The organism is Muricauda sp. SCSIO 65647, assembly GCF_021534965.1.
Classification (GTDB): Bacteria; Bacteroidota; Bacteroidia; order Flavobacteriales; family Flavobacteriaceae; genus Flagellimonas_A.
The window spans coordinates 3,420,822-3,437,651 of the sequence record NZ_CP091037.1; the positions used below are offsets into that span (position 1 = coordinate 3,420,822).

The following is a 16,830-nucleotide window of genomic DNA, read 5'->3' on the forward strand; positions in this document are numbered from 1 at the left end:
TGGACTAAGTTAAATGAAGAGTTTTAATGCTGTAATTACCAGTTTTTTAACGCAAGGCCCTTTTACCATTCTTTGATGAAGTATTGAGTGCCGGGCGTTTGAATGCAAGACGAAGATTTTAATGATGAGGCTACTCAACCATTTGGACAGACTAGGGACCGAACTCGAACATTTCTCTTACGAAGAGTTAAAGATTTCAGAAGCGATACAACTTAAACAGCACTACATGGTGCTGCAAGAAAGACTTCACCAAAACATTTTTGGTCTGGCCGAAACTGACTTGGCAGTCGAGCAACTGCCTAAAGAGACAGCTTTCGAATCGACTTTGTTGAAGTCAAAAGTTTCTTTGGATGAACTTCAACAATTGATTGCACAATTAAGGGAATCAGACCTGGACCCGACGCAGCGTATGCTCGTAAAAAGAATACAATTGGTCTCCAATAACATTGGAGATGTGCTCAATACCACTAAAACTCAAAAATAACGGTTCACAAAATAGCATAGTTATGGAAACAAAGATCACCCCCGCAGAAATCGAATCACATTTTAAAGACCTTGAGAAAAGTTATGACTTGCAGGGATTGTTACAAGAATGCATGGGACAAACCGCGTTGTTGGAAGAATTGATTCGGTTGTTCAAACAAAATGTACTCGAATTTGTTGGCAATGTCAAAGTGCATTTGACCAATGATGATATGAAAGCACTTGGTTTTGCTTGCCATAAGATGAAATCTGGATTGAAAATGATGAAGGCCAATGGTCTGTTACAGATTGTGGAGCAATTACACCTCGCGAGTAAAACAGAGAAAGACGAAAAGCATATGAACTTCTTGTACAATCTTTTCATTGAAGAATATACCGTTCTCGAAAAACAGATGGATAGTGAGTACAAGCGAATGCAAAAAGAAGAAATATAGATTGGATTTTGAGAGATAGAAAAATTTTATTGGCCGAAGACGATGAAATGCTTGCCTCTTTACTGCAGTTTTGGTTAGAGAAAGAAGGATATGAAGTGGGTATTGTATCAAACGGATTGGAGGTCAAGCAATCACTTGAAAAGGCATTGCCCGATATCATGATCAGCGATATTATGATGCCCTATTTTTCGGGCATTGAGTTGGTCGGTCATATCAGGAATGATCTGAAAGCCAATATGCCTATCATTCTTATATCATCGGCCTCAAATGATGAGAATATTCTCAACGCCTTTGAATTGGGCGCCAACGATTTTCTTTCAAAACCCATAAGCCCTTCCGAGCTATTGGTAAGGGTCTCACGGGCATTGAAGGCAGTGAATACCAGTTGATAAATTAAATACCAAACCAAACAAACCAAACTACTAAACTACCACTCATCAACCTCCCCCATATACATACCGATCTACTTTGGGATCTCACCATTTTGTTCACGGTGCTGGGTGTCCTATACTTCTTTTTTATCTTCTTTTTCAAAAGAAAGATTTCACTCAACGTTCAAAAACTTTCCACAAAGAAAAAAGAACTGGCCCCGATTATCAGCAATTTTCTCTTTCATGACGATAAGGGACCTGTTGAAGAACAAAAAAGTTACATACAGCTGAAAATCGAGATTAGGGATGCCTTGAAAAATCACGCCTTTAGAAAAATACTTTCAGAGATTTTGTTGGACTTGGAGAAAGATGTATCAGGAGAGACCAGAAAAAAATTGCACAGGTTGTATGATGAACTGGGGCTTCACCTCGATGCCTATCGAAAATTGAAAAGTTGGCGTTGGGAGATCGTTTCACAGGGTATTCTCGAGCTCACCCAAATGCAAAGGGTGGATGCCTATCCGTTTATCACCAAATTTCTGAATGACCGTAGAAGTGTCATACGAAAGCAAGCGGAGATTTCCACAGTTTCATTGAAACCAGAGGGCATCAGTCATTTTTTGGATACCACCCGATATGGCATATCAGAATGGCAACAGTTGAAAATAATGGAAGAATTGAGGGGGATGGAGAATTTTCGTCCGCCCCGATTCGCTACCTGGTTGATTTCCAGAAATCGCGATGTAGTGTTGTTTTCTCTTAGGTTGATGCGCCACTACAACCAAAATAATGCCGAAAAATCGATCATTGAACTGATCAAGCACAAAGACGATTATATAAAGTCTGAAGCTATTTGCTGTATCAAGGAGTTTTGTATGCTAAAGGCCCTTAAACCATTGAAAGCAGTATTTCGAAGTTGTAGTGAAATGGTCAAAATTGAGATTTTGGATGCCATCGCCACACTGGGCAGTGAAAGTGAAATTGAGTTTCTGCTCAAGGCAGAAAAGCATGAACCGTCTTTTATGGTGCGTACCAAGGCCTTGACCGCCATCAATGATCTAGTGCCCGATACCATTATTCCCACCAAAGATATTATGTCAAAATTCAAGAAAGACACCAAAGACCGATTGGATAAAAAACTTAAAGCTTTTGTGAAAAATGCCAAAGATGAAAACGGTACTGTCGAAGATTCTGGGGAGGCGGGAGTTGAAAATATCAATGACGACGAGCTTTCAGTAGATATCGAAGTCTTTGAGATCGATCCTGATACCATCTCGATCAAAGAAGAGGAGCGAGAAGATGATGGTGAAAGAATAATGACGTTTGACCATGACAAGACTGATTTCGAAATAGGCCCGATCGAACAAGGCCTTGATGACGCTATCAATACGCAGCTGGGTTTGGTCAATGCAGAAGCCGAAGAAGAGCAAAAGCCACAGGGTGAAAATGATCTTAAGGAAGAATACCAAAGAATGTCGCCCCCAGAACGAGAAATGCTCATCGATACTTTAGAGGTTTCCAACTCGGATCGAGATATTCCCGTATTGGAAGATTTGATAGAGCAGGAGGAAAGCTCAGAGTCAGGTTTCCGTATATTCAAAATGCTGAAAAACCTCAAGAGCCCATCCAAAGAAATACCACCCGTCGAAGAAGAACCATTTTACGATTCAAAAGAGCTGTTGGTCGGGGCAAACGACAGTATTTTCTATCCGTTGTTTGAATATGCAACCGATCAGGTTTCAAAAATGGCCCTATTGAAAGAAATGGCTTCAGTGGGCGATGAACGCGATTTGGCCATGCTTGAAGAATTGTCTCAAGATGAGGATCCAAAATTGGCCAAGCAGGCCAAAGATGCCAAAGAAAAGCTACTTAAGAAATTGACCTCAGAAGAATCTTTAATTGAAGAAGACCCTGAAAAATCAACGGTCAGACCTGTAACCACCGAAAAAGAACCATTGCATTCTGAAGAATTGGAAGAGGCGATCATGGCTACCGGAGTTGAAAAATCTGGGGAAGACGAAGATGGGTTGATGCCCATGGAGTTGTGTTTTCTGCATGATGAATTTGGTATCGACCCTTCAAGAGAAGAAGATGACGAGCTTAATTTCGAGTTGGCCGATGAATTTTTCTTGCATCAAGACGGTACTTTTTCTGATTAAAACGAGATAAGAAAGAATGGATAGCGGACTGTTCAATATCATTCTTGAGTACATCAACATTGTCTTTTTGATGTTTACCACGGTATTGTTCGTGGCGTTCAGTTTTATGGGCTACCTGTCTACTCGAAATTCCATTCACTATAAAAACAAAAACAGCTTTGGTGACCTGTCAAAGGTAATGGCATCTCCTTTGGCCCCTGGCATTACGATCATCGCGCCCGCCTATAATGAAGAACTGACCATTGTGGAGAGTGTTCGCTCGCTCTTATCGCTCAAATATGTGAACTACGAGGTAATGGTGGTCAATGATGGCAGCAAAGACAACACGTTGCCAAAAATGATCGAAGCCTATGGACTTGAAAGGGTTGAGCGACCCATTGACCCCAATTTGAAAGCCAAGCCGATCAGGGGTATCTATAAATCAAAGCATCGCACGTTCTCAAAACTGACCGTAATAGACAAAGAAAACGGAGGCAAGTCAGATGCGCTCAATATTGGGATGCATCTTTCAGAAAACCGATATGTGGGCTGTATTGATGTAGACTGCCTATTGATGCCCGATGCCTTGTTGCATGTAGTGAAAAACTTCTTTCAGCGCACAAAAAAAAGGGTTATAGCGGTCGGTGGTGTCATTCGGGTGGCCAATTCGTGTAAGATTTCTGGGGGCACTTTAGAAGAAATACGCCTGCCAAAGAGTTGGCTGGCACGGTTTCAGTTGCTTGAGTACACCCGTTCGTTTCTTTTGGGAAGAATGGCATGGGGGCGAATCGACAGCCTTTTGATCATTTCAGGGGCCTTTGGCTTTTTTGATCGTGAAATCGCCTTGGCCGCCGGCGGCTACGATACCGGCACCGTCGGTGAAGATATGGAGATTGTCTTCAAGATGCGCCGCTATATGCACGAACGAAGAGAACCCTATACGATAGAATATATTCCCGATCCGTTATGCTGGACCGAAGTGCCCGAAGATGCAAACATATTGATAAACCAGCGTGACCGTTGGGCCCGTGGCAATCTAGAAACGCTATACAAGCACAAAGACATGTTCTTCAACTCAAAATTTGGTAGGCTGGGGCTGATTAGCTATCCCTACTGGTTTTTCTATGAGTGGTCGGCACCGTTATTAGAGTTTTTTGGCTTTTTCTCCGTCGTAATTTTTTGGTATCTGGGCATCTTGAACTGGGATTTTTTCTTTGCACTGACGGCTACCATATACATGTTTTCGATCATGTTCTCGTTCTATGCCATTCTTTGGGATGTCTATACCTATAACGAGTACAGAAAAACGAAAGACATTCTGATTCTTATGTTTTGCGCGATGATCGAACCGTTCACATTTCATCCACTGGTCGTTTGGGCCTCAGTAAGGGGCAACATGACAAAACTGTTCAGAAGAAAAACGGGCTGGGGTGTACAAGTACGCAAAGGTTTGGTAAGGGCCACTTAAATGTTTTGATATGAATACAAGTAAACTCGATAGATATACCTTAAAGCAGTACACAAGACTGACCATTGCATTCTTTCTGTGCCTGTTGCTGTTATCGGTTTGTCAATATACCATTCTTTATTTCAAAGGGGTGGTAGAGGCTATATTCAGCACCAGTTTTTTCATTGCTGTCGCGCACCAATTGGGTTTCGCCTCTGTTATGGCCGTGATACTGCTATTCCCCTTTAATTTTTGGGAAAACCTAAGACCTAGGTACGGGTTCAACCTCGTTTTTGTACTGCTTGCCCTTTTATTGATCATTGAGGCCATGCTCATTGCCTATTATTGTACGGCCCTTGTCCCGTTGGGGTCTGATTTATTGGGCTATAGCTTTGCCGATATCAAAGAGACGGTATCAAACTCGGGAGGCATTTCCTTTTTGCCCATTTTGGGGCTGGTGGCCATTATTGCGGCATTCTTTGGGCTGTACAAACTGACTTCGAGGTATTACCACCATATCGGTAGAATGTATCCGTTTACCATCATTCTTTTCAGTCTGTTCATCTCTACGCTTTTTTTGGATGGAAAGCCCATCAATCAAAGTAAGACCCAATACTTGGCATTGAACCTTTACCGTTCAACAACAGAAGACACCTCGTACGAAGCCGATGTGGAATATCCCTTGATCAAGTCGCAACATACCGAAAACGTATTGGGTGGGTATTTTGAACTGAAGGAAGAAAAACCCAACATCGTTATGATCATCGTGGAAGGATTGGGTCGCGATTTTGTCGGCGAAGGAGCTGAATTTGGAGGTTTCACGCCCTTCTTGGATTCCCTCAGCCAGCAATCGCTCTATTGGGAAAACTGTTTGAGCACCACTGGTCGTACGTTTGGGGTGTTGCCCGCGATTACGGGTTCGTTGCCCTTTGGGAAGAGTGGTTTTATGGAGCTTGAAAAATATCCGAACAAGCTGACCTTGTTCAGCATCTTGAAGAACAATGGTTATCACACCTCGTTCTATCAAGGCACCAATAGCGCCTTTGATGGGGTAGATCGTTTTCTTCTTAGCGAAAATGTTGACTTTGTTCTCGATAAGTCCGGTTTTGGGGTCGATTACCAAATACAGTCTGAAGATGCCAATGGGTCGTCATGGGGGTACCCTGACAGGGAATTGTTCAGAAAGAGCATGACCTTACCCCGCGATAGCGATAAACCCAGAATGGAGGTCTATATGACCATTAGCAACCATGAGCCCTTCATACCCCCGAACCAAGACCATTATGAAAAGAAAGTGAAAGAGTTACTGCCTGGTAGCGGCCATGACTCAAAAACGAAAAGAGTCATTAAAAAGAACAGCAATATTTTTGCCACACTGCTATATACAGATGATGCGTTAAAGTTCGTAATCGAAGAGTATAAAAAGCTGCCCAATTATGGGAACACCATTTTTGTCATCACGGGCGACCATAGGTTGATACCCATACCCCAACGAAACACGATAAGCAGGTTTCATGTGCCCTTGATAGTGTACAGCCCAATGCTGAAAGAGACCAGAAAGATGAGTTCGGTTTCTTCCCACTTTGATGTGGCGCCCACCCTGTTGGCCCTGCTAGAAAGCCAATACGAAATGAAAATGCCCAAAAAAGTGGCTTGGATGGGCGGTGCCCTTGATACGTATGAAGAGTTCAGAAGCACCAAAGATATACCGTTGATGCGAAATAAAAATGAATTGAAAGAATATGTGAGTGGAGAAAAAGTCTACTCAGATGGTTCGGTATATGAAATTGATGAAGACATGAATTTCAACAGTGCATTGGGAGGTTCTAAAATTGAACAAAAGCTGAATGCGTTCAAATCGATGAACGCCTATGTGACCACCAATGATAGGATCATACCCGATAGTCTTGCCATTTTTACCATCAAAAAAGAAAAATTCACCGACAGTGAGATTGTGTGGATTAACAGCCTTTACAACGGATTCAACTCTGATACCTACTACATGATCGCCAGAGACTTGGCATTTGATGATGAGTATGACAAATCATTGTTGTTATGCCGTTACATTCTTTCAGAGCGTCCGAGCCATATTGACACCAAGGTACTTACGGGCCGGGTGAATGCATGGAGGGGAAATCGGGAAAAAGCAATAGAAATATTGAGAGAATGCATCGATCAGAATCCCAATTACATCGATTCATACGCAGCACTGTTCGACGTCTATTTTTGGGATGCACGGCACAAAGAAGCCTTACAACTCGTAGAACAGGTACAGCGCAATAGCTCAAGTGTCGATGAGATTGCCGATAAGATCGCAAGGGCAAAAAGAGAAGCTAGAAAAGCAGGGGTATCATTGGCAAAGACACGTAAAAAACCAGAAAAACAAGATGTGGTGGCATCTCTAGACCAATAATGGGGAAAGAAAAAACATATATACCATTGTTGTTAATTCTCCTTGGCTATTTGGCATGGGGCCAAGACTTCGCCTATACCGATATGGGCGAGACCTCTTACACAGATGCACATCATTTGGCCTATGAAGGTGACCATGGATCTGCCAAAAAAATACTTCTTAATGTACTTGCCAAAAGTCCTGATAACGTACAAGCACGATCGTTGTTGGCGAGTACCTATAGTTGGGCCGGGCAATATGAAAAAGCCAGGACCGAATTCAACAAAGCGACCTCAAAAGAGCGAAATGACCGCGATATCTGGATTGCCGCCATCAAGAACGAACTCTACGCCAAAGAAGGTGCCACAGCCTTGGGGTTGGCCAACAAGGCCCTGTCTTACCTTAAAAGCGATGATGAAATAGAACGGCTGGCCCTCATGGCCAGGGCGCATATCGAGAACCGCGACTATCCTGAAAAAGGCTGGTACAACCAAGAGTCGACAGTAGTGTCCATCAAGTCGAAAAAAGCAAAAAAGGCTGTCCAAAAAAAGGAAACTTCTGACAAAAAGGCGTTGCGCAATAGAATATCGGTCAACAATGCGCTTACTGTATTCAGCGAACAATTTGAGCCACAGCTCTTATCGAGCGTTTTTTATCGACGGCAGACCTCGGTGGGTAGCATCATGCCCAGAATCAATTATAGCAACCGCTTGGGCAGACAGGGGGTGCAGTACGATATCGATTTCTGGCCCAAGTTCTCAAAACGCTTCTATGCGTATCTGAACTATGGATATTCCAATTCTGATCTATTTCCCAAACATAAGGTGGGTGGCGATCTTTATGTCAACTTACCCTGGGCCCTCGAATTCTCGGCAGGCGGGCGCTATATCGTGACCAATAGTAGTGACATCAAGGCCATTACCAATTCTTTGGGCCATTACCGGGGCAATTACTATTTCTCGTTACGTTCGTTCATCACACCAAGACCGGACGGACTGACCCGTGTTTCGGGCAATCTTTTGGTGCGCAAATATTTAAAGGACGCCCAAAACTTCATGGGCATCAATGTGGGCATGGGTGTCTCGCCCGAACTGCGGCAAATAGTCGCTGATGATCGATTATTGGCCGAAACACTGTTTTTTATAGAGTCGCAACGTCTGAATCTCGAATATCAGTTCACGGGAAAGGATAATCCGAATATCTATCGGGCCAGATTGGGGGTTCGCAGGCAAGAACTGGCCTCTGACTCCGGTAATTTCTTTTGGGGAGTGACCGCGGGCATTGTCTACGAGGTCAACTTCTGATATTTTTTCACCGCTATTTTAAAGACTTGTCCTCAGGTATGTCAAATACCCAATTATCGGCATACATACCGTACACCAGTCCGAGTTCGTTGTCATACACATACCGTTCATCCTTTCCAGGGTCAAAATTTACGTTATATACATAGACCTTGATGCCGGCATCCCGCAATTGCAGCATCAATTTTTTTTGCTGTTGGATGATTCTTCGTGATACCGCTGCATACTCAACATTGTTAATGGCCAAATAGTTCAGTTTATCACCTTTCAATTTTAGCAATGGGGTCTGTGAGATCATGGGCTTGATACCATTTCTCGAGGCTTCTTCAATGGCCATTTCGCTGAAAAGTTCCATAATCAATCGGTCTTTGTCGATAAATTTTTCAGCAAAGGCCATGGGGTCGCTAAGCTTGTCGGTCACCAATATCGCATCGGGATGTGCCTTGAACCAGTCATTGATGCCCTGCATATCTAAAGTGGTATAATCACCATAAATAGTGTGTTTCTTGAATTCTTCAAGGGTAGGGGGCAATGTGCCCGAATAATCGGTAAATCGTGACCACATGTTCCAATCATGGGCGGCCACCATTTTGCCGTCTGTTGTTTTGATGATATCCAATTCAAAAAGACGGAACCCTTTGGCATAGTTCTGGTCAAGGGCCTCTTTGCAATTGGTGTACGCGTGACCATCTATCGCACCACCGGCATGGGCAATGTACCTATCGGCACTGGGTTCGAATTCATAGGTTTCCTTCGGAAAATAGATATGTTCGTCATTTATATCATTGGGAACAGGTATGGACAATGTCACTTTGATATCATCGAGCAGCTCGTACACTTCCCCTTTCAGGTTGTGCATGACATAGGCCTGTCGGCCTTTCAGGGAAGCCAGTTTTGAAAACTCCATTTCAGTGAGCTCTTTCGATTGCTTAAACGCACCTTTGGTGGCCGAATCATGTGCGAGAATGGCAAATAGGGCTCCATTTTTTTTCATGGTGCGCATTGTTTCCAATGCTGCGGTCAGTTCTTCATCGCTTCCGTAGGTATCATAGGTGCGGAATTCAAATGTTGTAGGTGTGCTGAAGTGAAGTAGGGTCAGACCACGCTGTACGGTCTCTTTTTGTCCGGCAACAATGAAATGACTCCTTTGCTTGGCATTGAAGCTGTAGCTGTTGAGTTCTACAGAAGATGGTTGTTGTGCAAGGGCGATCTGTACCGTGCTTTGCAATAGCAAAACTGACAGCAATAGCTTAGCCATGATATTGATAGAGTAGGAGGTCATCGTTTTCAGTGTTGTTGCTTGGTGCGGTAGCATTTCGAAGGATGGTGCCATTCGCCAATAACTACCAAAAACACAACGATTTTGGGGGTTGCTTATTGCTGAAACGGCAATGGTTTTCCCTTTTAATCGAGAAAAATTTCTTTTGGCCGATAATGTAAAGCGGTGGCAAACCACACAAAATTTTAACAAAAAGGGCATTTTTGCCCATTTTAAGACGTTTTACAACAAAAAACATAAAATTCACCACATTTTATTGTGCTCCCACAAGCTTTGCTCTAAGTTTAGCGTTATAGGAATGGCAAAGACCGAATTTTAAATTGACCTACTATGTTGTACGATACCTACGGTGAAGAGTATCTTGCTTTTCTACAAGAACTTAACGAGATTTTGAGTATTAACGAACTGGCTGAATTAGATTACCTATAGCCGACCCAAGTTTTACATGAATCCCTTTGACTATGAGCAATCAAGACAATAATAACGCTGCATATCAGATTTTCATACAAGATTTGAACGAAATCTTGACTGTTTATAACATTGCCCAATTGAACTGCTCTTAGGGCACTGTCTCTGCTTACAAGTACTAGAAGACTAGCCCAAGTACGTCTTTAAGATTTTGCTTTTTGAGTTATGGCGCAGTTTGCGTATGGCCTTTTCACGTATTTGCCGTACCCGTTCCCGTGTCAGATCAAAAGTGCTTCCGATTTCTTCGAGTGTCATCGATTGCTGATCTCCGATGCCATAATACAATCGTACCACATCGGCCTCTCTTGGCGATAGGGTATCGAGCGCACGGTTGATTTCGGTATTCAACGACTGGTGCATCAAATCCCTATCGGGCCTGGGCGATTCACTGGCCCGCATTACATCATAGAGGTTTGAGGTTTCGCCTTCTTTTAAGGGTGCATCCATCGAAACATGCCTTCCCGAGTTTTTGATGGACTGTTTGACCTCCATGACCGTCATATCAAGCTCTTTGGCTATTTCTTCTGCAGATGGCGGCCGTTCATGGGCCTGCTCCAAATACGAAAACGTCTTTTTGATTTTGTTTATGGAACCGATTTTGTTCAACGGAAGCCGTACCACACGTGATTGCTCTGCCAATGCCTGAAGAATGGACTGTCTGATCCACCATACGGCGTACGAGATGAACTTGAAACCACGGGTCTCGTCAAAACGCTTTGCGGCCTTGACCAGCCCGACATTGCCCTCATTGATCAGATCGGGGAGTTTCAATCCCTGGTTTTGGTATTGCTTGGCAACAGAAACCACAAAACGAAGGTTGGCATTGGTCAGCTTTTCAAGTGCCTTCTGATCACCAGCCTTGATCCGCCGGGCCAATTCGACCTCTTCGTCGGCAGTGATCAAGTCTATTTTGCTGATGTCCTGTAGGTATTTGTCAAGTGATTTGGATTCGCGGTTGGTAACCTGCTTGATAATCTTAAGTTGCCTCATTCTTTTCTTTGGTATTCTCTATTATGTACAAGAGCTCATTATACAGTTTTAACATCGAATTTCCAAATGACATTTGTTATTGTTATCAAAAACTTTTCAGTTTACTGTGGTCGGTGGCATAGATGCATTGGTGATAAGTTGTTGATAGTATTTTGACCAAGCATAACGGTATATTTTTCCCGAGGGACAAAAACCGTTAATTTTGCAAGGTTTGATGCTAATGAACTGAAATTGCCCCTGATTTGGAGTTTGAAAAAGAAATTTCTAGAAAAACCCTTTATGATTATCAGCTAGAGGACCTGAACAGAATCTTTACCTCTTTGGCTGAACTGCCTGAAGGTGCCAACCTGTTGTACCAATTGCCCACGGGCGGCGGAAAAACGGTCGTGTTTTCTGAAATCACCAGACGGTATATCGAGCAGACCCAAAAAAAAGTGGTCATCTTGACCCACCGTATCGAGTTGAGCCGTCAGACTTCGAATATGTTGACCGGTTTCGGGGTGGCCAATAAGATCATCAACAGCGAGGTCAAAGAATTGGAAGACCAAGATGAGTACAGTTGTTTTGTCGCGATGGTCGAAACGCTCAATAACCGTCTGCAAGAAGAGAAAATAAGCATCAAGAACATCGGATTGGTCATCATCGACGAGGCCCATTACAATTCGTTCAGAAAGCTGTTCAAGTATTTTGAGGAAGCCAATATTTTAGGTGTCACGGCGACCCCCTTGAGTTCGAACATCAAATTGCCCATGAAAGACCACTACCAGAAACTGATCGTGGGGCGGTCGATAAAATGGTTGATCGAGAACGAGTTTTTGGCCAAGGCCGAGCTGCATACCTATGACGTGACCTTGCGCTCCCTGAAACTGGGTATTCACGGCGATTACACGGTCAAGTCATCCGATGAGTTCTATGGCGCCCAGAACATGCTGGGCAAGCTGTTGACAGCGTACGAAGAAATAGCCAAAGGCACCAAGACACTCATCTTCAACAACGGTATCAATACTTCCCTATATGTCTATCAGACCTTCAAAAAAGCTGGGTATAATATTCGGCATTTGGATAATAGGAACAATGCAACGGAGCGGAAAGAGATTTTAGACTGGTTTGCCAACACACCCGATGCCATTGTGACCTCTGTGAGCATTCTGACCACGGGCTTTGACGAACCGACGGTCGAGACCATAATGCTCAATAGGGCGACCCGTTCGCTGACCCTTTATTTTCAAATGATTGGTCGCGGTTCGCGTATCATTCCCGGTAAGAACCGGTTCAACGTGGTCGATTTGGGGAACAACATCGCCCGTTTCGGCCCTTGGGAAGATCCTGTCGATTGGCAAGAAATCTTTCATTTTCCCGATTTTTATTTGGAGAGCATCAAAAACGACGAAGACATTGAGCGAGAGTTCGTCTATGAAATGCCTGCTGAACTTCGATCGAAGTTCAATAAATCGGAAAATATCGATTTTGATGTCAAGGCAGAATATAAAAAGGTCTTCGCACAAGGACTCAAATCTAAATTGGTGCTCGAAAGAAGCATCGAACAGCACGCCAGAATCTGTGTCGAGAACAGCGAAGATGTCTTCGATGCCCGATTATTGGCCAAAGAGCTCAAAGAAGAAATTGCCTACCGCGTGCGCCAGTATTCGTACTGTATCATGAACAATACCAAAAACTATAAAGAGTGGCTCGAAGAAGATTATGAACGTAAATTGCGCTCGAACATTTCTAAGAAGTTTGCCGAGATGATGTGAACGCTGGGTGAAGGGTTAAAGGTGAAGGGTTAAGGGCAAAATTTAGAATTCAGAATTCAGAATTGAGAATTCAAATTCCAAATTCCAACCATTCAACATCGAGCATCGAACATCAAGCATCAAACATCAAACATCAAACATCGAGCATCAAACATCGAGCATCAAACATCGAGCATCGAACATCGAGCATCAAACATCGAGCAACAAACATCGAGCATCAAACATCGAACATCAAACATCGAGCATCAACCCTTAGCAAATAACAAATTCCAAAACCCAAAATCCAAAACCCAAAATCCAACAATCGAACAATCCAACATCAAACATCAAGCATCAAACCCTTAGCAAATAACAAATTCCAAAACCCAAAACTCAAATTCCAACAATCCAACCATCAACTACTAACTACTAACTAAAGACTACTAACTAACTAACAACCCTTGCCTCCAGAACCCAAAAAAAAGCTCCTTATCATCGGCCACAACTGGCCTGAACCCTCAACCACGGCTGCAGGGCAGCGGATGCTACAATTGTTGACAGCCTTTACGGAAAAGGGGTTTCAAATTTTCTTCGGAAGTACGGCCACCAAAACGGAATACGCTTGTGATCTATCCCTTTTCGATGTTACCGAAGTAGCTATCAGGCTGAACGATTCTGGTTTTGATCTATTGGTCAAACAACTACGGCCCGATTTGGTCATTTTCGACCGGTTCATGGTAGAAGAACAGTTTGGTTGGCGGGTTGCTGAAAATGTACCCAATGCCCTTCGGATACTGAACACCGAAGATTTACATTCCCTACGCCATTACCGCGAAACCGCGATTAAAAAACAAGAACCTTTTGATACGGGCCATTGGTTGGCCTCTGATATGGCCAAACGTGAGATGGCCAGTATTTTTCGTTCAGACCTGACCTTGGTGGTCAGCGATGTGGAGCGACAATTGTTGGTAGATAGGGTAGGAGTGCCCCAGACCCATATACTGCACCTACCGTTTATGCTGCCGCCATTGATTGAAAACGAAATCAATGGTTGGACCCCTTTTGGGGCACGAAGAGGTTTTGTCTGTTTTGGCAATGGCAGGCATGCCCCGAATGTAGATGCCATCGTTCAGTTGAAGACAACGCTCTGGCCCGATATACGGAAGCAATTGCCCCAAGCCACCTTGTCGGTTTATGGGGCCTATTTGCCACAGCACGTTCAACAGTTTCATAATGAAACCGAAGGTTTTCTGGTCAAGGGATGGGTCGATGATTTAGATGCCGTACTTCAAAAAGCCCGAATCAACTTGGCACCTCTCCGTTTTGGGGCGGGCATCAAGGGCAAGTTCATCAATGCGATGCAAAATGGGCTCCCCAGTGTCACCACGCCCATCGGGGCCGAGGGCATGCACGATCAACTGCCTTGGGCCGGGCATATCGCCAAAGACGACGGGGACTTCATAAAAGTAGCGGTGCAGCTTTACAACGACAAACCGCAATGGCAGCTGGCCCAACAAAACGGCGTCGCCATCATCAACAAGCTGTACCCTACGAAAAACCTAAAAGCAGCTCTTTTTGATAAAATCGCGGCCTTGACCCAAGACCTTGCCGAACATCGCGCCCAAAATTTTATCGGGCAGTTATTGCAGCACCAATCACTGGCCGCCACAAAGTTTATGGGTAAATGGATCGAGGAAAAAAACAAAGGGCGCTAACCGACAACAGCATCCGCTTTTCTCAGTGCTTCAATGGTTTCGACGCCCAATTGCACCATGTTGTTCTGTAGGTCGTCCATGAGGATGCTGGCCACATGGTCGCCCCCATATTTGCCTAAAGCGGCCACACCCCAAACAAAAGGCCTGCCCACCAAGACAAAATCGGCACCCAGATAAAGGGCACGCATCACGTCCAACCCTGTGCGGACACCACTGTCGAAAAGTATGGGCACCTTACCGTTGACCTCTTTGGCTATCGCTGGCAATGTGTCTAGGGCGGTCAGGGCACCGTTGAACTGCCGTGCCCCGTGGTTGGAGACATAAATGCCGTCCATGCCGCTGTCGATGGCCTTTGCCGCATCTTGAGGGTGTAAAATGCCTTTCAAGACCACGGGGCCGTCCCAGGCTTCTTTTAATTCTTTGCAGTAGTCCCAATCTAAGGTGCCGCCCAAACGGTTGCCCACAAACCCGCTCACGAACTTCATATCGTTGTTGTTGGTATAGTGTTCTACGGCGCGCAAGCGGGGCAATCCGCGCAAAAGGGTTTGGTAGCTCCAAGTGGGGTGGGTGATGCCCTGCCAAAGCATTCGTGGCGTTATCTTCGGGGGCATGGTCAGCCCCGCCCGTTTACTGCGCTCACGCCTGCTTGCCATGGGCACATCGGCGGTGACCACCAAAGTGTGGAAACCCGCTTCTTTGGCCCGCTGCAAAAGCGAGTTGCGTACGTCTTTATCTTTTGGGGGATATAATTGAAACCAGCCCATATCGCCCACATGCCTGCCGACCGTTTCGGGGGTTTCGGTGGCCACGGTACTCAGGCAAAAGGGGATCTGTAACCGATAGGCCGTGGCGGCCAAATAGTGTTCGACCCTGGGCCAAAGCAATCCGGTCAACCCGATGGGGGCCATACCGATGGGGGCATTGTATGTTTTACCAAAAAGGGTGGTTTGGGTAGTAGCCTCAAGTACCCCCTTGCAAAATCGGGGCAAAAAACGAATGTGCTGAAAGGCGGTTCGGTTATGGTGCAACAGGCTTTCATCGCCCGTACCGGCATCTAGATACTCCCATGCCACATGGGGCACCCTTTTCTTGGCTTTTTGGGCCAGGTCTTCGATGCGGGGGTAGCGATTCGCAAACCGTTGCAATTGTGTTTTGTTGGCCATGGGTTGAAAATACAAGAAAATGGCGACAACTGCCCAAGAAAGGCTTGGGGTAGGTAAATTAAAGGGAACGTTTTGTTATTGGCTTAACCTATACCCGTGACCAACTTTTGTAGGGCATGACCGGTATGTATTGTTGGGGTAGTTGTTTATTCCTTCTTATGTGCAATGCCCAGAAAGAACGTATTCCAGCTATTTGTTTTTGAGTTGTACATCAAAAACTCTTCCCTTATGGTACCATCATCTTGTTTGGCCCAAATTCCACGCACGGGATAACTCTTATTATCCTTATATACAAAAATAGTCCCTTCCAATACCATGGCGCCCTGTTCATCAATGCCACCTGAATAGTCGAGTTGACCCAAAGAACTGACATAAATCTGTCGCCAAAGACCCGTATTTCGATCCACAAAGGTCATACCATGGCCGGGTATTCCACCCATTGTGGTCCACTCTTCCGTGATCAAGCATCCCTCTGCCTCTTTTGCATAGACCTGTTCCCCAAGCTTTTTACCGTCAGGGCTAAAGAGTTCCCAATTGCCCAATACAAAATCGAATTCCTTACTGGTACTATCTTCACATGGTGATTGTGCCACGGAGGCCTGAAATGCCAAAACCGAAATCAGTAGTATAAATCCAAAAAGATTATTATGTTTCATATAGGTCTGTTTTTTACTGGAACACGATTTAAGAGTGTTTTTGTTACAGGGTATTGAAAATTAACATGCTGCTTTTTATGTTTTATAGGCCGTGGGATGAAAATACAAGAAATTTGTAATAACCGTGCAAAAACAATAGGGGAAGGCAAACCAGAGGGGGTAGTTTAGTTACCGGTATCGGCTATGATTTGGGCGGCATTGGAAATAGCTAGATTTTCTGACGCATCCGCTGAGCTTGTCAAAGGGTAGGCGAGAACGGT

At 44.5% G+C, this 16,830-nt stretch carries 13 protein-coding genes; 9 read left to right on the plus strand and 4 right to left on the minus strand.

Annotated elements, in window-relative coordinates:
- Window positions 1–121 precede the first annotated feature (121 nt).
- The 7 genes from L0P89_RS15175 to L0P89_RS15205 all read left to right on the plus strand — a co-directional run bounded on the left by L0P89_RS15175 (window position 122) and on the right by L0P89_RS15205 (window position 8,569).
- Window positions 122–484, plus strand: a complete 363-nt coding sequence (locus L0P89_RS15175) for a hypothetical protein (RefSeq protein ID WP_235265961.1) — start codon at window positions 122–124, stop codon at window positions 482–484.
- A gap of 22 nt (window positions 485–506) precedes the next feature.
- Window positions 507–917, plus strand: coding sequence for an Hpt domain-containing protein (locus tag L0P89_RS15180; RefSeq protein ID WP_235265962.1), 411 nt, complete (start codon window positions 507–509; stop codon window positions 915–917).
- 8 nt (window positions 918–925) lie between these two features.
- A complete protein-coding gene (locus L0P89_RS15185; RefSeq protein WP_235265963.1) occupies window positions 926–1,306 on the plus strand; it encodes a response regulator transcription factor in 381 nt (126 codons plus the stop codon).
- Window positions 1,307–1,410: 104 nt separating this feature from the next.
- A complete protein-coding gene (locus L0P89_RS15190) occupies window positions 1,411–3,447 on the plus strand; it encodes a HEAT repeat domain-containing protein (RefSeq protein WP_235265964.1) in 2,037 nt (678 codons plus the stop codon).
- A gap of 16 nt (window positions 3,448–3,463) precedes the next feature.
- Window positions 3,464–4,894, plus strand: a complete 1,431-nt coding sequence (locus tag L0P89_RS15195; protein WP_235265965.1) for a glycosyltransferase family 2 protein — start codon at window positions 3,464–3,466, stop codon at window positions 4,892–4,894.
- Between the two features lie 10 nt (window positions 4,895–4,904).
- Window positions 4,905–7,286 carry a sulfatase-like hydrolase/transferase gene (locus tag L0P89_RS15200; RefSeq protein WP_235265966.1) on the plus strand — a complete coding sequence of 794 codons (2,382 nt, stop codon included), beginning with the start codon at window positions 4,905–4,907 and terminating at the stop codon, window positions 7,284–7,286.
- Entirely contained in the window at window positions 7,286–8,569 is a 1,284-nt protein-coding gene (locus L0P89_RS15205; RefSeq protein ID WP_235265967.1) for a YaiO family outer membrane beta-barrel protein, read from the plus strand. The genes L0P89_RS15200 and L0P89_RS15205 overlap by 1 nt, the downstream gene beginning before the upstream one ends.
- Before the next feature lie 13 nt (window positions 8,570–8,582).
- Here L0P89_RS15205 and L0P89_RS15210 read toward each other — a convergent pair whose 3' ends face one another.
- Both L0P89_RS15210 and L0P89_RS15215 read right to left on the minus strand, forming a co-directional pair.
- Window positions 8,583–9,848 (minus strand): hypothetical protein, encoded by a 1,266-nt coding sequence (locus tag L0P89_RS15210; RefSeq protein ID WP_235265968.1) that lies wholly within the window; start codon window positions 9,846–9,848, stop codon window positions 8,583–8,585.
- Window positions 9,849–10,439: 591 nt separating this feature from the next.
- Window positions 10,440–11,303, minus strand: coding sequence for an RNA polymerase sigma factor RpoD/SigA (locus tag L0P89_RS15215; RefSeq protein WP_235265969.1), 864 nt, complete (start codon window positions 11,301–11,303; stop codon window positions 10,440–10,442).
- A 242-nt stretch (window positions 11,304–11,545) separates the two neighbouring features.
- Here L0P89_RS15215 and L0P89_RS15220 point away from each other — a divergent pair, with 242 nt between their 5' ends.
- Together L0P89_RS15220 and L0P89_RS15225 are read left to right on the plus strand one after the other, a co-directional pair.
- Window positions 11,546–13,057 (plus strand): DEAD/DEAH box helicase, encoded by a 1,512-nt coding sequence (locus tag L0P89_RS15220; RefSeq protein ID WP_235265970.1) that lies wholly within the window; start codon window positions 11,546–11,548, stop codon window positions 13,055–13,057.
- A 440-nt stretch (window positions 13,058–13,497) separates the two neighbouring features.
- Entirely contained in the window at window positions 13,498–14,751 is a 1,254-nt protein-coding gene (locus tag L0P89_RS15225; RefSeq protein WP_235265971.1) for a glycosyltransferase, read from the plus strand.
- Here L0P89_RS15225 and L0P89_RS15230 read toward each other — a convergent pair.
- Entirely contained in the window at window positions 14,748–15,914 is a 1,167-nt protein-coding gene (locus tag L0P89_RS15230; RefSeq protein ID WP_235265972.1) for an alpha-hydroxy acid oxidase, read from the minus strand. The genes L0P89_RS15225 and L0P89_RS15230 overlap by 4 nt on opposite strands.
- 146 nt (window positions 15,915–16,060) lie before the next feature.
- Entirely contained in the window at window positions 16,061–16,570 is a 510-nt protein-coding gene (locus L0P89_RS15235; protein ID WP_235265973.1) for a hypothetical protein, read from the minus strand.
- Window positions 16,571–16,830 lie beyond the last annotated feature (260 nt).

Bases quoted from the DNA above. Each gene is read 5' to 3' on its own strand.
- L0P89_RS15205 (WP_235265967.1), top strand. From the start codon at position 7,286: ATGGGGAAAGAAAAAACATATATACCATTGTTGTTAATTCTCCTTGGC.
- L0P89_RS15230 (WP_235265972.1), bottom strand. From the start codon at position 15,914: ATGGCCAACAAAACACAATTGCAACGGTTTGCGAATCGCTACCCCCGC.
- L0P89_RS15180 (WP_235265962.1), top strand. From the start codon at position 507: ATGGAAACAAAGATCACCCCCGCAGAAATCGAATCACATTTTAAAGAC.
- L0P89_RS15195 (WP_235265965.1), top strand. From the start codon at position 3,464: ATGGATAGCGGACTGTTCAATATCATTCTTGAGTACATCAACATTGTC.
- L0P89_RS15215 (WP_235265969.1), bottom strand. From the start codon at position 11,303: ATGAGGCAACTTAAGATTATCAAGCAGGTTACCAACCGCGAATCCAAA.
- L0P89_RS15175 (WP_235265961.1), top strand. From the start codon at position 122: ATGATGAGGCTACTCAACCATTTGGACAGACTAGGGACCGAACTCGAA.
- L0P89_RS15200 (WP_235265966.1), top strand. From the start codon at position 4,905: ATGAATACAAGTAAACTCGATAGATATACCTTAAAGCAGTACACAAGA.
- L0P89_RS15235 (WP_235265973.1), bottom strand. From the start codon at position 16,570: ATGAAACATAATAATCTTTTTGGATTTATACTACTGATTTCGGTTTTG.
- L0P89_RS15210 (WP_235265968.1), bottom strand. From the start codon at position 9,848: ATGACCTCCTACTCTATCAATATCATGGCTAAGCTATTGCTGTCAGTT.